Below are 17,031 nucleotides of genomic sequence, written 5' to 3'. Positions count from 1 at the left end.
TTATTAGCCATAAGAAACAGGAAGGCAGAGTGAGAAAAACGTTAGGCGTATTCTTTCCGCTGTACACTACGACTCTGCTGATGTTGCTGGGGTCAGGGTTACTCACCACTTACATCTCTCTACGCTTGACCTCCATCAACGTAACTGGCGCACTGATCGGGGCCATTATCGCCGCCAACTATATTGGCCTGGTGATCGGCGGCAAAGTGGGGCACTTTCTGATTGCCCGCGTCGGGCACATCCGCGCTTATGTCTCTTGTGCCGGTATTATTACCGCCGCGGTGCTGGGCCATGGCCTGACGGAATATATCCCGGTATGGGTCGTGCTGCGGCTGATTATCGGCCTGTGCATGATGTGTCAATACATGGTGTTGGAAAGCTGGCTGAACGATCAGTCTGAATCCAATCAACGCGGCAGGGTATTTGGTTTTTATATGGCGGCGTCATATCTCGGTATGTCGTTGGGGCAGATCGTGCTGATGCTGCAAACCGATCTGGGGATCACCACGCTGCTGCTGATCGCCCTGTGCTTTGCTCTCTGCCTGGTCCCGATCGCCCTGACCACCCGCACCAATGCTCGCCATATGTCACCCGCGCCCATGGAGCTGCGCTATTTTATCGGCGCCATTCCTAAAGTGCTGGCCAGCACTTTGGTGATCGGCATGGTAGTGGGTTCCTTCTATGGATTAGCACCGGTTTACGCCAGCCAGCAATCCTTGACGACGCAACAAACCGGCCTGTTTATGGCGATCGCTATTTTTGCCGGGCTGGTGGCGCAGTTACCTCTGAGCTGGCTGTCCGATCGTTACAACCGCACCCTGCTGATGCAGATTAATGCGATCTTGCTGATTATCGCCTCTCTGCCATTGGCGCTATTGCCGCATATTGATTTCCCAATCCTGCTGGGGGTGGGCTTTGTCGTCAGCATGCTGCAATTCACGCTGTATCCGCTGGCGGTGGCGCTGGCTAATGACCTGATTGAGCCGGAGCGCCGCGTCTCGCTGGCCGCCTGCTTGTTGATGTCATTTGGCGTGGGGGCCAGTATCGGCCCGCTGGCCGTTGGGGCGCTGATCCAACCGCTGGGTGGCAATATTCTGTACGCGTTCTTTGCCCTTTGCGGAGTATTGCTTGTAGCCTGCAGCAGAACGGTGAAAGAAGACAAATCGCAGTTTGTACAGGATGCGCCACTGCCCCATATCGCCATACCGGATAGCCTGACCAGTTCCCCACTCTCCCCGGCCTTGAATCCGACGTTTGATGAGCAAATCATTCAGGACACCATGCCAGCACCAGAAGCGGCACCCGATCAGATCGAAGAGATTGTAGAAATAGAGGCGTTACTCCATCAGCAAGGTGCCGATCCTGAAGAAGATACCGGGCTGAAAAAGGCCTACACCATGCTGTAAACCACCAGAGATTGCGCCATTACACGCTCAATCTCTGGTGGACTTGCCAGTATTATTGCCCGCGCCGCGCCCTGCCGACCGCTTCACCCAGTTGCCAAACCGCCATGGCATAGTGAACGCTGTGGTTGTAGCGGGTGATGGTGTAGAAATTCGGTAACCCGTACCAATATTGATAACGGTTGCCCATATCCAAACGCAGCAGGCTGGCTTGCTGATAGCCAGCCAGTGAGCCCTGCGGCGTTAAACCGGCTGCCGCCAAGCTGGTGATGGCGTAGTTGGTTTTGAACCCGGTTTCCAGGCCGGTTGCCTGACCGTTGGCAGGAATTGCCACTGTGGCCCCTCGGGTCCAGCCATGGGCTTTGAAATAGTTGGCAACGCTGCCGATAGCATCCACCGGATCCCACAGGTTGACGTGGCCGTCACCATTAAAGTCAACCGCATAGCCCTTGAATGATGAAGGCATAAACTGGCCATACCCCATGGCACCAGCGTAGGATCCGCGCAGTGACAGCGGATCGTCCCCTTCCGCGCGCGCCATCAGCAAAAAGGTTTCCAGTTCACCGGTAAAGAACTCAGCACGACGCGGGTACTCAAACGACAGCGTAGCCAAGGCGTCGATGATGCGTGTTTTACCCATCACCCGGCCCCAACGGGTTTCCACCCCGATGATGCCAACGATAATCTCCGGTGGCACGCCATAAACCTGCCAGGCACGCTGTAGCGCTTCGTCATACTTATTCCAGAACGCCACACCGTTTTGCACATTGTCGGGGGTCAGGAACTTGCTGCGATAGCGGATCCAGGCTCCATTTGGGGTCGTTGAAGGTCGGCCAGCCGGTGCCTGTTTATCCATCAAGCGCACCACCCAATCCAGCCGTTGCGCCTGCGCCAGCACATCATGCAGTTGCTGGCGTTCAAAACCATGCTCCTGCACCATTTTATCGATAAAGCGTGCCGTGGCCGGGTTGTCGGCAAAATCCCCGCTCAGTGGATGAATAGCGTGTTCCGGCTCAAGTTGAAAACCGCTCTGAACCAGGCTGGCCTGAGGAGCTTGCTCTTGGGGTACGGGCTCGCTGCTACAGGCAGCAAGCAAAGGGATCAGGGGTAACAGGGTGACCAAATGACGCATCGGATATCCATATAGCCGGGCAGAAAGAGTGGTTGCTATGTTAAGGCATTGTCTGACGCGAACAAACAGGAATATGGCACATATTCGCCGCCTGACGGTGGCAAAATACTCCGACGAAAATCGAGGGGGCATATACACTTATAATGCTTACGTCTCTACAGGTGATATCGGTTCAACCCTAAAACGCCAGGTTGCCGTCTTTACCCGATTGTATTGGTGTAAATCCATAATCGCAGTGTTGTACTACCGAATAACACAGAGGAATAACGTTATGAGTAAGCTTCCCGCCAAAGAGCCCGCACGTAGAACTCTATTAAAACGTACCGCCGCCCTCTCCGTTCTTGCTATGACCGGTGTTGCCGGTTTTACCGCACCTTCCGTTGCTTTTGCTGCCGCGATGACCAAAGAACAACGCGATAAAATGACGCCGGATGACATTATCGGAAGCTTTAAACATGGCAACATGAGATTCCGCGAAGGGAAGATGCAGCAGCATGACTATGTAGCACAGAAACAGGCTAGCCAAGGCGGGCAATTTCCAGCTGCCGTTATTTTAAGCTGCATCGACTCGCGCGCCCCGGCGGAGATCCTGCTGGATGTCGGAATTGGTGAAACGTTCAACGCCCGCGTCGCAGGTAACATCCAGAACGACGATATCCTGGGCAGTATGGAGTTCGCCTGCGCCGTTGCCGGTGCCAAAGTGGTGCTGGTCATAGGGCATACTGGCTGCGGTGCGGTGCGGGGAGCCATTGATAATGCAGAACTGGGCAATCTGACCGGCTTGCTGAACAAGATCAAACCGGCGATCGACAAAACCGTCTACGAAGGTGAACGCTCTGGCAAAAATTATGACTTTGTCGATGCGGTAGCTAAAACCAACGTTATGATGACGATCGAAGATATCCGTAAAAACAGCCCGGTACTGAAAAAACTGGAAGAAGAAGGGAAAATAAAAATCGTCGGCAGCATGTACCACCTGGCTGGCGGTAAAGTGGAATTTCTCTCATAACAACGTAACTTTTAGATAAAAAGCGCAGCGGCTGATATCAATCACACCGCTGCGCTTGACTTTAAAGCTCCGCGCATTTTATTTCTGCAACTTGGCCAATAACGTCTTGCGGGTAATGCCCAACTGTTTGGCGGCTTCTGTTTTATTGCCCGCGGTTTTTTCTAATGCGGCGAGGATCGCATTTTTCTCTACCTGTTCCAGTGGCTGAATCGGTTGCTCCACACCGTTTTCCTGCTCGTCATCAGCAAGTGAACTCACGCTCAATGGCAGTTCCTTTTCACTGATAAAATCGCCGGTCAGCAGGATCACGCCGCGCTCAACGGTATTTTCCAATTCGCGCACGTTACCAGGCCAGTGGTATTTCAGCAGCATATCCATGGCCTGTGGGGTAAATCCTTTAACTGATTTGCGGTTACGTTCGGCAAACTTTGCCAGAAAGTGCATCGCTAACAGCGGGATATCTTCGCGGCGTTGTCGTAGCGGCGGGCTGTCTACCGTCACCACGTTTAAGCGATAATAGAGATCCTGACGGAATCTGCCCGCTTCCACCTCGGCCATCAGATCGCGGTTGGTGGCGGCGATCAACCGCACATCAACAGACAGCGTCTGGTTGCTGCCAACCCGCTGGATTTCCCGCTCCTGAATCGCCCGCAGTAATTTCGCCTGCATTAACGGTGAAACTTCGCCAATCTCATCCAGAAACAGCGTGCCTTGATTCGCTTCCATAAAACGCCCTTCGCGGCGTTTATCAGCGCCGGTAAAAGCCCCTTTCTCATGGCCGAACAGTTCGGACTCCAGTAATGATTCACTCAACGCCGCGCAGTTGATACTCACCAACGGCCGATCCTTGCGCTGGCTGTTGGCGTGTACCGCGCGGGCGATCAGCTCTTTGCCGGTGCCTGATTCACCGCAGATCAGCACCGTCGCTTCCGAAGGCGCGATCATGGCGATCATCTCCATTAGGCGACGCATGGGCGCGCTGCGGCCAATCATATTGCCATGATCGCTAATCAGCTGTTGTTTAAGGGTTTTATTCTCAGATTTCAGGGCAGTATGTTCCAGCGCCCGCTCGAGCGTAAGCTGCAATATGTCGAAATCCAACGGTTTGGTCAGGTAATCATAGGCACCCGCTTTTATCGCCTCAACCGCCGATTCAACGTTAGAGTAAGCGGTCATAATCAGGATCGGGATCGCCGGATTGTAGGTTTTGATCGCCTTAAGCGCCTCAATGCCATCCATTTCCGCCATGCGGACATCGCTCAGAATCAGGTCAAACGGTGTGCCCTTGGCCTGTTCCACCGCCTCCAGGCCGTTATGCGCCAACGTGACCCGATATCCCCACCCTTTCATCAGGGCTTGAATGATGGTGCAGTGGCTCAGATCATCATCCACCACCAGAATATGCGCGTTAGGCGTCGCCATGCTCAGGAGCCTCCGGTTTTGTATGTCTTAATGGAATCGTTATCGCAAAACGGCTACCAGACGGTGAATGACTGGTCACGGTGATGCTACCCTGATGCTCCTCGATCACTTTCTGCACGATGGTCAGCCCCAGGCCGGTGCCCGCTGCCTTGGTTGTGAAATACGGGTTGAAAATTTTCGCCAAATCGTCCGGCTTGATACCTTTACCGGAGTCCGTAACGGTAATGCGCAACCCCTCCTCGCCCACCAGCACCACAGCCACTTCCAGCGAACCATCAGCCCCGATCGCCTGAATGGCATTCAGATAAAGATTCAGCAACGCCTGAGTGAGGCGATCGGGGTCGATTTCAGCCAGCGGCAACGCATTATTGCGGCTATAGCGGATAGTAATATTCTTGTTCACCGCATCCTGGCGGATCAGGTGCAATGAGTGCTCGATCACCTCATTGATATCCACCAGCTGTAGGCGTAAATCCACAGGGCGTACCAAGGCCAGCAATTCGCTAATCACGCGATTCAGGCGATCGACTTCTTTCGCCATCACCTTGGCCAATTCCTGCTCTTCGCTGCCTTGCGGCGAGCGGTCTGCAAAATATTTGGCAAACCCTTTGATCGAAGAGAGCGGATTGCGAATCTCATGCGCCAGGCCCGCCGCCAGATCACCAATGGCCGCCAGTTTTTCTTTCCGGCGGACTTCGTCTTGCAGTTGGCGGCTGGAACGCTGATAGCGTCGTGCCCAGAACAATGCCAGCAGGCTGGTCAACGCCAGCAACAACAGGGTGAACAGCAAGATGGAGGCGTTACGGATATCTTTCGCCTGAGCGGCATCCAGCGCCAAGGTATCGAAGGCGACAAAAATGAGGGTTTGCTCATCATTCTGGCTATCGGCAGGCTCCGTTTCTGTAGCTCGATACATGTTCATCATATGGCCACCGTGGCCGTTACCGCGTTTCAATGGTTTGAAGAAACGATAAGCTTCAAAGGCATTCTGGCGGTTCTGCTGCCGATCAACAAAAGAAGTCATATGCCACTGTTCTGCACCCGTCGCCTGCAAGGCCTCCATCTGTTGCTGGCTATACAACTGACTGCCAACCCGCAGCGGATCGCTGTGAGCCAGGATCCTGCCTGAACGATCGGTAATCGCGATATACAGCACCCCCGGTTGGTAGGCCATCTCCTCCAGCAGGATCTGGCGCTGATCCTGACGCCAGCGCATGCCCATGCCGGTGCGCGCGCCGGACTCAAACGCACGGATAAGCACCGCGCTTTTTTCACGTAGCGTCTGGATCTCAATCTCCCGCCCGCTCTGCAAGTCCTTGACGGCCAGCGTGATAATGATACCGAGCAGTACGACCACCGGGCAGATAACCATCCAGGCCAGTAACGCCGAAGATATGCCTGATTTTTTTTTAATTTTCGTCACCATTGGCACCTTCTTCAATCTGGCTTGCGCTAGCGTACGGGTAATTATTACTCACACCATCAGTCAAGCGAGTAAAAATAACCCACTTTTTACCTGGGTATTGGCAAACACATCGCCATTTTCTACCTGCCTTATTTTTTATTCTTGCCAAGACGTTAAGCGTATTCACAGCCTGGACTCCTTGCTTGGCGCTCTTTAGCGGATTAAGCACCCATCAATAACGATCGTTGATCCATACAATTCCCATGCCAACCCGATCATGGCACGCCGGTTGCAATGACATGGTGGAACATCTGGCGATATTCCATTTATTGATATCAAGCATAAGGACGTAAATCATGAAACTGAACAAAGTTACCCTTGCCGCCATCCTCTCCCTCGCCACACTGACAGGGTTTAGCCATGTTGCTATGGCACAAAATGGTATGAATGGACCGAACTCCCAGCGGGGTATGGGCTATCACCAGGGCTATATGGCCAGCCTGACGCCGGAGCAGCAGGCAACGAGCCAGAAGGCTTTTGATGCATTCCAGCTTAAAACGGCCGATTTACGCCAACAGATGATGTCCAAGCAATATGAGTACCAAGCGCTGTTAACCAGTAAGCCGCTTGATGAGCAAAAGGTTCTGGCCGTCAGCAAAGAAATTACCGCATTACGCGACAATCTCTACCAACAGCGTGTGGAGTTGGATACTCAGTTGGCAAAAGCCGGAGTCCCCGCTATGGGGCACCGCATGGGAATGGGTGGAGCAGGAATGCATGGCGGCCGCGGGTGCCGTTAAATTCTTGCCCGCTGGTTATCAGCCTGATCCAATGGCTGAAATAACGGCTAAGGCTCACTTTCCCGTCTTTTAAAGGCAAAATGGAGAGAACGCTCAACAACTCCGGGGTTCTCTCCTTGCTCACTCGTACAGATAGCTTTGATGCGCATATTTCTCCTTCATCACGATGAAAATTTATCCAGAGACATAAGAAATCACAACTCATTGATTTAAATTATAAATTTACAATCATTCCATATTTACACTACTCAAGCCTGCACCTCCACCATAATTTTTTTCACCGCTACCTGAATAAAATCAAGTTCCTGCCATACTTCAAACTACGAGACTACCGGTTTCGTCACTTCTTACACTCACTAGACATTTTTGGGGTTTATATGACTAAAACAATCATTGCCATTGCTGTTGTGGTCGCAGCCCTTAGTGGTTGTGCCGCTAATAATACCTCTTCCGGCGATACCTTTACGGCCGCGCAGGCCAGGCAGGTTCAGACCGTCACTTACGGAACCTTGGTGTCAGTGCGCCCGGTAACCATTCAGGGCGGCGATGGTAATAATGTCGCGGGTGCCGTTGGCGGGGCCGTGGTGGGTGGCTTATTGGGTAATACCGTTGGCGGTGGCCGTGGACGGAATCTGGCAACCGGAGCCGGCGCCGTTGGTGGCGCAGTGGTAGGCCAGAACGTACAGAGCGCAATGAATCGCAGCAACGGTGTAGAGCTTGAAGTCCGCCGCGACGATGGCACGAACATTATTGTGGTCCAGGCACAGGGAAGCAGCCAGTTCCACCCTGGACAACGCGTTGCCATTGCCACCAATGGCCGCACCGTCACCGTATCACCGCGCTAAAGGTGGTTTAAAACGTTATCCTCTTGTTTAGGCCGTTCACGGCAGAATGGCTTATCAAAAGGGAGACTGTGTACAAAAAATCAATAAACTTTTCGGGATGATAGCGAGTTTTCCGGCTCGGTTATTACAATAAGAAACGGAGTTAAGATATATGCTTATCAAATGGGTTAAACGTCTTGTACTGATGGTGCTGCTTTTAGTCGTCGGTGCACTGATTGGGCGTATTTATTACACCCAGCAAGGCCCGGCACTACAGCTGTGGCACACTTTTGTGCCGCATGAAATGCGTGCCGATGCGATCGATAAAGCCAGTTGGGCTGACTATCTGAAAGCGGAAGACGCTATTTTCAATGAAGTCCGGTTGAATGTTACCGATAAGCTGGACAGCAGCGTACAGACACCGTTGAACCGTTATTATTCCGGAAGCCCTATCTATCCCGAAAAATTCCCCACCGATTGGAATCGCTCATACGTGATGATGCCGGAAGGCAAGCCAAAAGGTGCCGTAGTGTTGTTACACGGCTTAACCGATACCCCTTACAGCCTGAGACATATTGCAGATAATTATCGTCAGGAAGGTTATGTTGCCGTCGGTATTCGCTTACCTGCACACGGAACCGTTCCAGGGGCTTTGACCAGCGTAGACTGGCAGGATTGGTTGGCCGCAACCCGCCTGGCGGTGCGTGAAGCCAAAAGCCTGGCAGGTAACGATGTACCGCTGCACATCATTGGTTTTTCCAACGGCGGCGCACTGGCGATGAAATACACGCTGGATGCGCTAGATGATGCCACCTTGGCAAAACCTCAGCGCGTGGTGCTGATTTCACCGATGATCGGCGTGACCAGCTTTGCCCGCTTTGCTGGCGTTGCCGGTTGGCCAGCCATTTTCCCGGCGTTTGCCAAAGCGGCTTGGCTGGGCATCGTGCCTGAGTTCAACCCGTTTAAATACAATTCATTCCCGGTGAATGCGGCGCGTCAGTCTTTCCAATTAACCCAGGAATTGCAAAAGCAGATCGCCCGCGATTCGCGTAACAACAAGATGGGGGAATTGCCACCGATTCTGACCTTCCAATCGGTTATGGATTCTACAGTCAGTACCCGTGCGGTAATTACGGCGCTGTATAACCATCTGCCCGCCAATGGCAGTGAAGTGGTATTGTTTGATTTAAACCAGGCGGTCAGTTTCGGGCCATTGCTCAGAACCTCGTCCTACACCGCACTGCCACGGCTGTTGCCGCCACCGCCACGCAATTACAAGGCAACGGTAGTGACCAACGTTTCACCAGAAAGTACCGATACACTGGCACGCACCACCGCAGCCGGGCAAAGCGCAGACACCACCGAAATGCTGGGCATCACCTACTTGCCAGATATTTTCTCGCTGTCACACGTTGCTCTGCCGTTCCCGCTCAATGACTCACTGTATGGCCGCTATCCTGATCCACGTAACCAGTATGGCATCAGCCTGGGGACCTTCGCCGCACGCGGTGAACGAGCGGTGCTGGTGGTCGGGTTGGATTCGTTGATGCGCATCTCCTCGAACCCGTTCTTCCCGTATATGCTCAAGCGTATTGATGACAACATCGGGTCACAGCCGAAATAAACAACGCCTCTGATGGCTGGTGCATAAACAACACCAGCCATCGTTATTGGTTGCTACTGTTTTCCTGGCAATGACACACTATTTGTTCTTTACCTGATACCGCACGGGATGACTCAATTTCTCTACCACGCGGTCTGCAATGGCACGCTTTAGCCAGTCACTAAGCTGAGACTTATTGAGGAGTGTACTCGCCAATAACTCATCCAGAGTGACGGGGTTTGCCGCCAATCGGCGAAGCTCGCCAACAAATACTGTGTAGAAGTCGACGGGTTCTTGGGGCGTTGCGACCTGATCAACGTCAAAGAACTCAGATTTGCTCTCCATCACCGTTTGCGATGCGTTTGATTTTTTTATCGCTTCCGGTTCCCTCAGTGCAAAATTGAACAAGGCTGGTGAAGTATCTAAAGAGAATAAATCAGCCTGCTCGGCTCTCTCTCGATAGGATGCAGGATTATCTGCCAGCAACAAGTCAGATACGTTAAAAGCCTGAATGTTCGCTTCACACCAGCGGCCACCGTTGGCAACCAGATCACGGTTTGCGGCACTTTCATCTTCTGTGGGTTTGACCCATAACGGCACCCAGCCTTTTTTGAGGTTCTCTTGCGCACCGCTTAGCGTGCCGCCTGTTTGCCCCGAATGGATCACCAGAGAACTGTCGGCCAGGCAATAGATATATTTGTTTCTTGCCATGGCGTTACCTGCGCTGAACCCGGCTTCCGGGTAAAAAGGTGAAACCAGAACCACATTCCCCTTCATCAGCCCATTACGCCATTTGGCACTGGTCGCCGCTTTCAGCAGGCTATCTGCCATAACGCCAACGACTGTTCCACCATTGTGCATGGCACCCAGCATGGCAGTTTCATCCACGCCACGGGCTCCACCAGAAACAATCGCGATACCCTCAGATGCCGCTCTAGACCCCACCTGTTCGGCGTAAGACAAATCACTGAGGTTGGCGTTACGCGAACCAACCACAGCCACTCCCCTAGCATTCAGTAACGCTTTGCTGCCACAGCCAAACAGCACGGGCGGGGAATCTGTTTTTAGACGCTGTTTTAGCCTTCTGGGATATTCGGAGTCAGAGCGCGTCACGACCCAAAGACCGGCACGCTGCCACTTTTCAACGGCCAACGCCAAACTATGGCCACGGTTCAGTAGCTGCACAATACGTTCAATGCTGATACGTGGGTCATGCCAGCCACTCAAGAGCGATTGTGGTTCAGAGACCAATAAATCCGCTGGCGTCGTGGCCTTCTCTTTCAGCCATAAAGCAAAGCGCCCCCATTCTGCATTGGTTAGCGGCTTGGCATCTTCACTGCTGGCTTTAGTAAAAAAGCTGGTTAACAGCAGCGTGGCTTGTGCGGTTGGCGATAAATTCATGAGTCTCTTACCGAAGAGGATGCGAGTACAACAGGGTAGACCAGGCAGCTACTGGCCTGTTGCAACAGTGCCGCAATAACCGTTAACGTCCATCCAGAATCTACAATATCATCAACGAGCAACATAGGTGTATTGGGTATCGGCTGGTTGATAGAAAACACACCATCCAGATTACGACATTGATGGAAGCGGTTTTGCTGGGCTTTTTGCGGCTGATTATTCTTTACTTTGCTCACAGCATCAATGAAGGGCAATCCTAGCCGAGCGGCTAACCTGCGGGCAAAGTCTGGTACTAATTCAGGATGATTACGCGAGGGCACACAGCAAACCCATTGAGGGGCAGGTTGTGGTAACCAGCGTTGCTGGATCATCTCTGCCATCGCCTCAACCAGTTCATCACCGAAACGGCCAGCACGTTTATGATCGGCTACGATATGCCCCCACCCCGCATCCCCCCAGCGAGACATTGCCCTGCCTGGCTGGGCACGCAGGTTTTGCGGCAGGTTAGCCCTAAAACCGTACTCTGCAAAGGCATTGGTGGCCACTTGCGCTTTCGGCAAGATGACCATTTCTGCATGCTTGAGAAACGTCGCTGCCTGATGAGCAAGTTCTGGATCGACCCGTTGGCTCACTACGGGTTGGCCAAGACAGGAAGCACACTTACCACAAGGTGTTGGATCATTATCATCCAACGCGCGGCGCAAAAAGGTCATTTTGCAATCGGTATCCGTAAGGTAGTTTTTTACCTCAGCCCATTCCTGCTCACGTTGACGGGTAAGATGCGCAATACGAACCAGATCAATAGCGTAATGTACTGGCGTTCTACGCCACTGATTATCGACTTTAAGTACGGGCGCCGGATTTTCCACGCTCAGTAGCTTCAGCACTTTTTCGATTTGTCCATAGCGCAAGTTGGTTTGTTCTTCAATTGCTCTCATCGACAGGCCATCGCTGTTTGCTAGTACCTGCAAAATTTCATACACCTGTGTTTCAGAGGGGAATGCCGAGTCTCTAAAGAATTCGTGGATATTCTGATCTTCCACTCCAGACATCAGCACTCCAATTGCATGAGCGATACCCCGCCCGGCGCGCCCAACCTGTTGATAATAAGCCACTATTGAGCCCGGAGCCTGATAGTGGATCACAAAGCTAAGATCGGGCTTATCGTAGCCCATTCCCAATGCACTCGTCGCCACCAAAACCTTGAGCTGATTGGTTAACAATAGCGTTTCCAAATGCTGACGGTAGGCATTGCTGTTTTCAAACCCCTCCGCCTCAACGCTGCCATGATAGGCTTTTGCATGAATATCCCTGGTGTTCAACCACTCGGCCACTTGCTCGGCATCACGCACCGTTAGCGTGTAGACAATACCTGTACCAGGTAAGTGTGGGATCGCCTGAGCCAACCACGCCAAACGGGAGGCCTGATCGGGTAGCATCAGGGTTTGCAACGCCAGGCTTTCTCGGCTCAATGGGCCCCGTTGGATTTGAAGATTGCCCAATTGAGCGTGAATATCGGCGATAACACGGTTATTGGCCGTCGCCGTTGTGCCCAGCACCGGAGTATTGGCGGGTAACTGGCGCAAAATGTTCACGATACGCCGATAGTCAGGGCGGAAATCATGGCCCCAGTCGGAAATACAATGTGCTTCGTCGATGACCATCAAAGCGATATGGTTGGCAATGGGTTGCAATACCGTTTCAATAAAGCTGTCATTAGCTAATCGCTCGGGTGAAATCAACAGGCAATCAATCTGATTATTCAAAATTTGCCGTGTTACGGCTTGCCAATCCGCCGTATTGGTGGAGTTCATGGTCTGTGCGACGATGCCCAAACGCTGGGCAGATTCAATCTGGTTACGCATCAGTGCCAGTAGAGGAGAAACGATAATGGTTGGCCCCATGCCGCGATCGCGGAAAACCCGGGTACTGATAAAATAAACCGAGCTTTTCCCCCAACCGGTTCGCTGCACGACCAACAGTTTCTGCCGTTGGTTAACCAGAGCATCAATTGCCTCCCATTGGCCATCGCGAAACTGAGCAGCAGGATCGTCCAGTGCGGTTTGTAACAGCTGTTGGGCTTGTTCTCGGTTCATCTCACCTCCTTGATTTACAGAGTTTCTGTTTGGATATCGGCAGTTCCAACCTTTCCCCACTCATTGAGCGTGGCGATCACCACCTCTGCGGGCAAAAACTCTTGTTCGAGGCGGCCGCGCTTTTGCATCAGTAAATAGCGGTAAAATTCTCCCTCGTCGCGCAGCAAACCTTCGGGAGCCGTATCCTGCGCTGTTACAGGCTCCACCACGGCGCTGCTGGATGCAAAGCGTTCAAACAGCATGCGGTTCATCAACAGAACATGAATAGCCGGATAATAACCTCGCACCCTTGCCAGCATCAGCAAACCCCAAGTATCCATATCTCCCCAATAACCTACTGATTTTTCTGCAAGCCAGGGGGAGGCAAGCCACTGCAAATCAAGGCCAGCCCCAAGGATCGCAATGGTGTCAGGTAATTCCGGGAGTTGATGAATGCAGTGTTCATTTTCGACCACCAGTATCCGCGTGGCAGGGAGCGTCACCTCAGCTAATTCTGCCGTGGTTATTTTGATTTTTTTAAACGGGAGTAACCCAGGAGCCAGCGGTGTAACCAGCACCCAATGGTTATTTTCATCCAGCGCGTCCAGAAAAGCCGTCAACCCTTGCTCGCTGGCCTCACCTGCGAAACGTTCATCCAGCAGTTTGGTCAGCAGGGGAGCATTTCTTTCGAAAAACTTGGTATCTACCCCTTGATCAGCCAGCAATCTTAACGGACGCCCCTTGGCACAACCCGGTGTCAAACGAGTGGCAAGTTCAACGGCAGCGATCACTTCCGCCAGCGATTTTTGCTGCCAGAGCGAGCGTTGACTAATCAACAATGGGTGAAAAAGCGTGTCGACACGTTCTACGATGTGTTCAAGCTGCTTAAATTCCTGACTGACCTGCGGATCTGATGCCGCTTTGATCCAGTCTGAAGGCTGATATAGCACCCAGCGAACGGGGATTAAAACCGGGGTGAGGCTGGCGCGGTAACTCACAGGTTCCCATTCCACATTGCCAATACTTACCTGTCGCCAGGCCTGAACATGGCGTTGCACACATTGCGCGCTTTCAGCAAACGCCTTTGCTGAAGGCTTACCGATAGGCACATGCAGTGGCCAACAGCCCGGCTTGAGCAAGCGTTCACTTCGAATGCTGGCTTTATACCACTGCCTGGCCAGTTTCCGGCTGATATCACTGGGTGAGTTCATGCGCGTCCTGATTTCTCCGCTGATAGTGCTGCTCAAGCTCTTCCCAACTCAATGACGCCATATTGGAGCTCTGGCCGCGCCGATGAACCACAATGGCTGAGCGGGTATGATGGCGCAGCAGTCGCATCTCCTTGTTTGGCGTTATAAAGACTGCATGTAAGCCAAACTCTCTGAGTGCGGCAATAATCCGCCCAGCTACCGCATGTGAGCTACGGGAAAAGGCTTCATCTAATACAATGGTGCCAAACAGGGGGCGGCTACTGCCGCCTGGGCACAATGCATAGCTCAACGAGGCAGTTAACACGTAAGAAGCGATGATCTCTTTCTCCCCACCGCTGCCGCCCTGTGAGCCAGTGCGGGTTTCAATCACCTCTCCGGTATGGCGATCGATAACCGAGACGGCAAATTCAAGGCGGAATCGTGGGTCCAACAAGGCTCTGGCACCTAAAGTACGGTGCCGTTCGCAAGCATCTTTGAGTTGGTTCACCAGTTCACGTAGCGCTTTATACTGGCTTTCACCGTTATCATCGGCGAAACGTGCCGCATTCAACTGGCGTAGTGCCGTCTGCAGGTTATGCAAGCTGGGATGTATGACCTTTTTTGCCACTAGGCGCAGATAGCGATCCGGTTGGAAATCAACCCGGACCATCGTGTTATTGAGATCGTTCAGGCGATCTTCAATCATCAACACTTCGTGTTCTATATGGCTGAGCAACTGGGTGACGCCCTCATCAGAAGAACGATTCAGGTACTCAATAAAGCGATTAAGTTTTTCTGGTAATGCCTCCTCAGTCAGTTCCTGTAAGCGTTGCAGGTACATCGGGACGTCTTCCAGTTCCCGGCCCACTTCAGAAAGTGCGCCAGTATCGATTTTCTGGGCATCGGACATCCGCTTAGTCAACTCTCTGCCAATCTTTTGCAGATCATCCCTGATCTCATCAATCTGCTTTTGCAACTCCCGCGCGTGATCACGCTCCAGAGACTGAATATCGTCCCGCTGTTCGGCGGCCACTACGGGTAAATATTTGGCACCCTGCTCCCGCTGCGCCTCGGTCATGCCTATGCCAGCCACTTGCTGGCATTTTTGAGCCGATGAAGCCGCCTCTTCGAGGCTCCTTTCCAACCCGCCATAGCGCTTGATTTCCCGCTGAAATTGCAGTTCCAGCTGATGCTGCCGTTCCTGAGCATGGTCAAGTTCCTGCTTGGCGGCCATGGCGTCCGACTCTGGGCGCATCAGGTTCTCCAGACGAGCAACCAATTCTGCCACCTGACGCTGGGCACCGGGAAGGTCAATATCGGTGAACTCAAGATGGCGGAGGCGCTCGAAGATACGGGTTTGCATCTGAAGTTTGCTGACGGCCCCTTTGGCCTCACCCAGCGCCCGCCTAGCCGCATTTAACTGTTCTTCAATCTGCGCGATCTCTCGGGTGAGAAAGGTCAAGCGATCCTGGTTATCGAACCCCGTCAGCCAGTCATCCTCCAAGCGCTTTTGGTCCTGCTTATCATAGAAGCGTGCCTTACCTGACATCAGCCCCTGCGCGGTCATGGCGTGTTGAGTATCACGCAACCGCTCGGGATTATCGACGCAGTGCCGATCGATACCGGCCAGCAGTGTTTGAACGACAGCTTTCCAGGGGTGATCCTTCCAGAGCAGTTTATGTGTAAAGCCATCGTCGAAGAATGTGGGGCGCGATGATGGCATCTTGACTTCAAGCAAACGGACGTGCAGGCGATTATGCCGCTGGTTAATCCAGCGCAGGGCATGTTCTGCCGCTTCAGGTGGTACCAGGATGCGCAGCCGGTGGCTACCGATGGCGCGTTCAATCGCACCCCGCCAAGCCTGCTCTTCTTGCTTGATTTGTACCAACTCGGCAACAAAAGGCAACGCTGACTCATCAAGGCCCAACGCGGCAGCCAGTTCGCCACGAAATGTCTGGTAGGGCGCGGGAAGGTTAGAACCGGGGCGGCGTTCAACTTCAGCCTTTTCCTGTTGTAATTGCTGGATTTGCTGTGTCAACCCGAGTTCTACCGCCCCCTTCTGATAGGCCTCATTTTCTTTTATTGTTATCTCGTCGTTGATTTGCTCCAGCCGCGCTTCGCTCTCCTGCTGGTTAGCCTGTAACGCTACCTGACTCAGTTCTGGCGACAGTTCAAGATTACGGGCCAACTGTTGATATTGCGTCGCTTGAACTTCTCGCCGGCTACAGATGCTTTTCCATTCGTTAATACGTTCATTTAAGTCATCGATATTGGCACCACCCACCTGCATGTAACGCTGCAGACACTCCGTCACCTGCATTTTCTGTGCCTCAACCTGCGTTTGCAGGCCAGCCCTGATGGTTTCCGCCGCCAGGATCTCGGTTTGCAGATCGGTGACTTGAGCTTGCCACAGCCGTAAAGCCTGTTCGGCGAACCAGACCGGCAAAAGGGTTTCAAGTGAGAGTTTATCGTCCAGTTGCCCCTGCTGTGCTTGATACTTAACCCAGCCGTCAGCAATAGGTTGCAGCGAGCGTTGCTGCCGGCGCGCGGTTTCCAGTTCCTGGTGGATATCCGTCAGGTCATCAAAGCTGCTGGCAACCTCCGCTGCGCGGTCAAAGGCAGAGTGATCGTCAAGTACCAGTTCGCGGAAAATTTCATCAATGCTGTTGAGCTGTTTTAATCCTGCGGCCCGGTTCAGTAGCGTGAAAGCGTTTTCACCCACCTCAAAGTAGTCACGTAGACGCGCTAAGTAGGATTTTTTGTTTGT

At 52.8% G+C, this 17,031-nt stretch carries 13 protein-coding genes; 5 read left to right on the top strand and 8 right to left on the bottom strand.

Translation table 11 applies throughout. From position 1 onward, the window contains the following. Window positions 1-29: 29 nt before the first annotated feature. Entirely contained in the window at window positions 30-1,406 is a 1,377-nt protein-coding gene (locus tag ACX1CU_RS04310; RefSeq protein ID WP_459401401.1) for an MFS transporter, read from the top strand. A 52-nt stretch (window positions 1,407-1,458) separates the two neighbouring features. On the opposite strand, the gene mltB is transcribed toward ACX1CU_RS04310, so the two are convergent. Next, a complete protein-coding gene (gene mltB, locus ACX1CU_RS04305; protein WP_459401400.1) occupies window positions 1,459-2,535 on the bottom strand; it encodes a lytic murein transglycosylase B in 1,077 nt (358 codons plus the stop codon). 271 nt (window positions 2,536-2,806) lie between these two features. Between mltB and ACX1CU_RS04300 the strand changes: the two genes are divergently transcribed. Next, window positions 2,807-3,544 (top strand): carbonic anhydrase, encoded by a 738-nt coding sequence (locus ACX1CU_RS04300; RefSeq protein WP_459401399.1) that lies wholly within the window; start codon window positions 2,807-2,809, stop codon window positions 3,542-3,544. Window positions 3,545-3,622: 78 nt separating this feature from the next. Here ACX1CU_RS04300 and ACX1CU_RS04295 read toward each other — a convergent pair whose 3' ends face one another. From ACX1CU_RS04295 to ACX1CU_RS04285, 3 genes are read right to left on the bottom strand one after another with little or no spacing between them, the layout of a single operon-like run. Then, on the bottom strand, window positions 3,623-4,966 hold the full coding sequence (locus ACX1CU_RS04295; RefSeq protein WP_459401398.1) for a sigma 54-interacting transcriptional regulator: 1,344 nt from the start codon (window positions 4,964-4,966) through the stop codon (window positions 3,623-3,625). After that, a complete protein-coding gene (gene zraS, locus ACX1CU_RS04290; protein WP_459401397.1) occupies window positions 4,953-6,392 on the bottom strand; it encodes a two-component system sensor histidine kinase ZraS in 1,440 nt (479 codons plus the stop codon). The genes ACX1CU_RS04295 and zraS overlap by 14 nt, the downstream gene beginning before the upstream one ends. Then, window positions 6,376-6,558 (bottom strand): hypothetical protein, encoded by a 183-nt coding sequence (locus ACX1CU_RS04285; protein ID WP_459401396.1) that lies wholly within the window; start codon window positions 6,556-6,558, stop codon window positions 6,376-6,378. Before ACX1CU_RS04285 ends, zraS begins: the two co-directional genes overlap by 17 nt. Before the next feature lie 169 nt (window positions 6,559-6,727). Between ACX1CU_RS04285 and ACX1CU_RS04280 the strand changes: the two genes are divergently transcribed. The 3 genes from ACX1CU_RS04280 to ACX1CU_RS04270 all read left to right on the top strand — a co-directional run bounded on the left by ACX1CU_RS04280 (window position 6,728) and on the right by ACX1CU_RS04270 (window position 9,619). Then, a complete protein-coding gene (locus ACX1CU_RS04280; RefSeq protein WP_459401395.1) occupies window positions 6,728-7,171 on the top strand; it encodes a periplasmic heavy metal sensor in 444 nt (147 codons plus the stop codon). Between the two features lie 377 nt (window positions 7,172-7,548). Further along, window positions 7,549-8,016 carry an outer membrane lipoprotein gene (locus tag ACX1CU_RS04275; protein WP_459401394.1) on the top strand — a complete coding sequence of 156 codons (468 nt, stop codon included), beginning with the start codon at window positions 7,549-7,551 and terminating at the stop codon, window positions 8,014-8,016. A gap of 151 nt (window positions 8,017-8,167) precedes the next feature. Further along, window positions 8,168-9,619, top strand: a complete 1,452-nt coding sequence (locus ACX1CU_RS04270; protein ID WP_459401393.1) for an alpha/beta hydrolase — start codon at window positions 8,168-8,170, stop codon at window positions 9,617-9,619. 78 nt (window positions 9,620-9,697) lie between these two features. Here ACX1CU_RS04270 and ACX1CU_RS04265 read toward each other — a convergent pair whose 3' ends face one another. The 4 genes from ACX1CU_RS04265 to ACX1CU_RS04250 are packed head-to-tail and all read right to left on the bottom strand — an operon-like array spanning window position 9,698 to window position 15,627. After that, window positions 9,698-10,999: a DNA-processing protein DprA gene (locus ACX1CU_RS04265; protein WP_459401392.1), complete on the bottom strand. Its 1,302-nt coding sequence runs from the start codon at window positions 10,997-10,999 to the stop codon at window positions 9,698-9,700. Continuing rightward, entirely contained in the window at window positions 10,996-13,095 is a 2,100-nt protein-coding gene (locus tag ACX1CU_RS04260; protein ID WP_459401391.1) for a RecQ family ATP-dependent DNA helicase, read from the bottom strand. The genes ACX1CU_RS04265 and ACX1CU_RS04260 overlap by 4 nt, the downstream gene beginning before the upstream one ends. A gap of 14 nt (window positions 13,096-13,109) precedes the next feature. After that, window positions 13,110-14,285 carry a Wadjet anti-phage system protein JetD domain-containing protein gene (locus ACX1CU_RS04255; protein ID WP_459401390.1) on the bottom strand — a complete coding sequence of 392 codons (1,176 nt, stop codon included), beginning with the start codon at window positions 14,283-14,285 and terminating at the stop codon, window positions 13,110-13,112. Then, window positions 14,269-15,627 (bottom strand): SbcC/MukB-like Walker B domain-containing protein, encoded by a 1,359-nt coding sequence (locus tag ACX1CU_RS04250; RefSeq protein ID WP_459402719.1) that lies wholly within the window; start codon window positions 15,625-15,627, stop codon window positions 14,269-14,271. Before ACX1CU_RS04250 ends, ACX1CU_RS04255 begins: the two co-directional genes overlap by 17 nt. Window positions 15,628-17,031: the final 1,404 nt, after the last annotated feature.

It is taken from the genome of Serratia sp. D1N4, from assembly GCF_054552755.1.
This window is presented reverse-complemented; position numbering and strand designations above follow the sequence as displayed.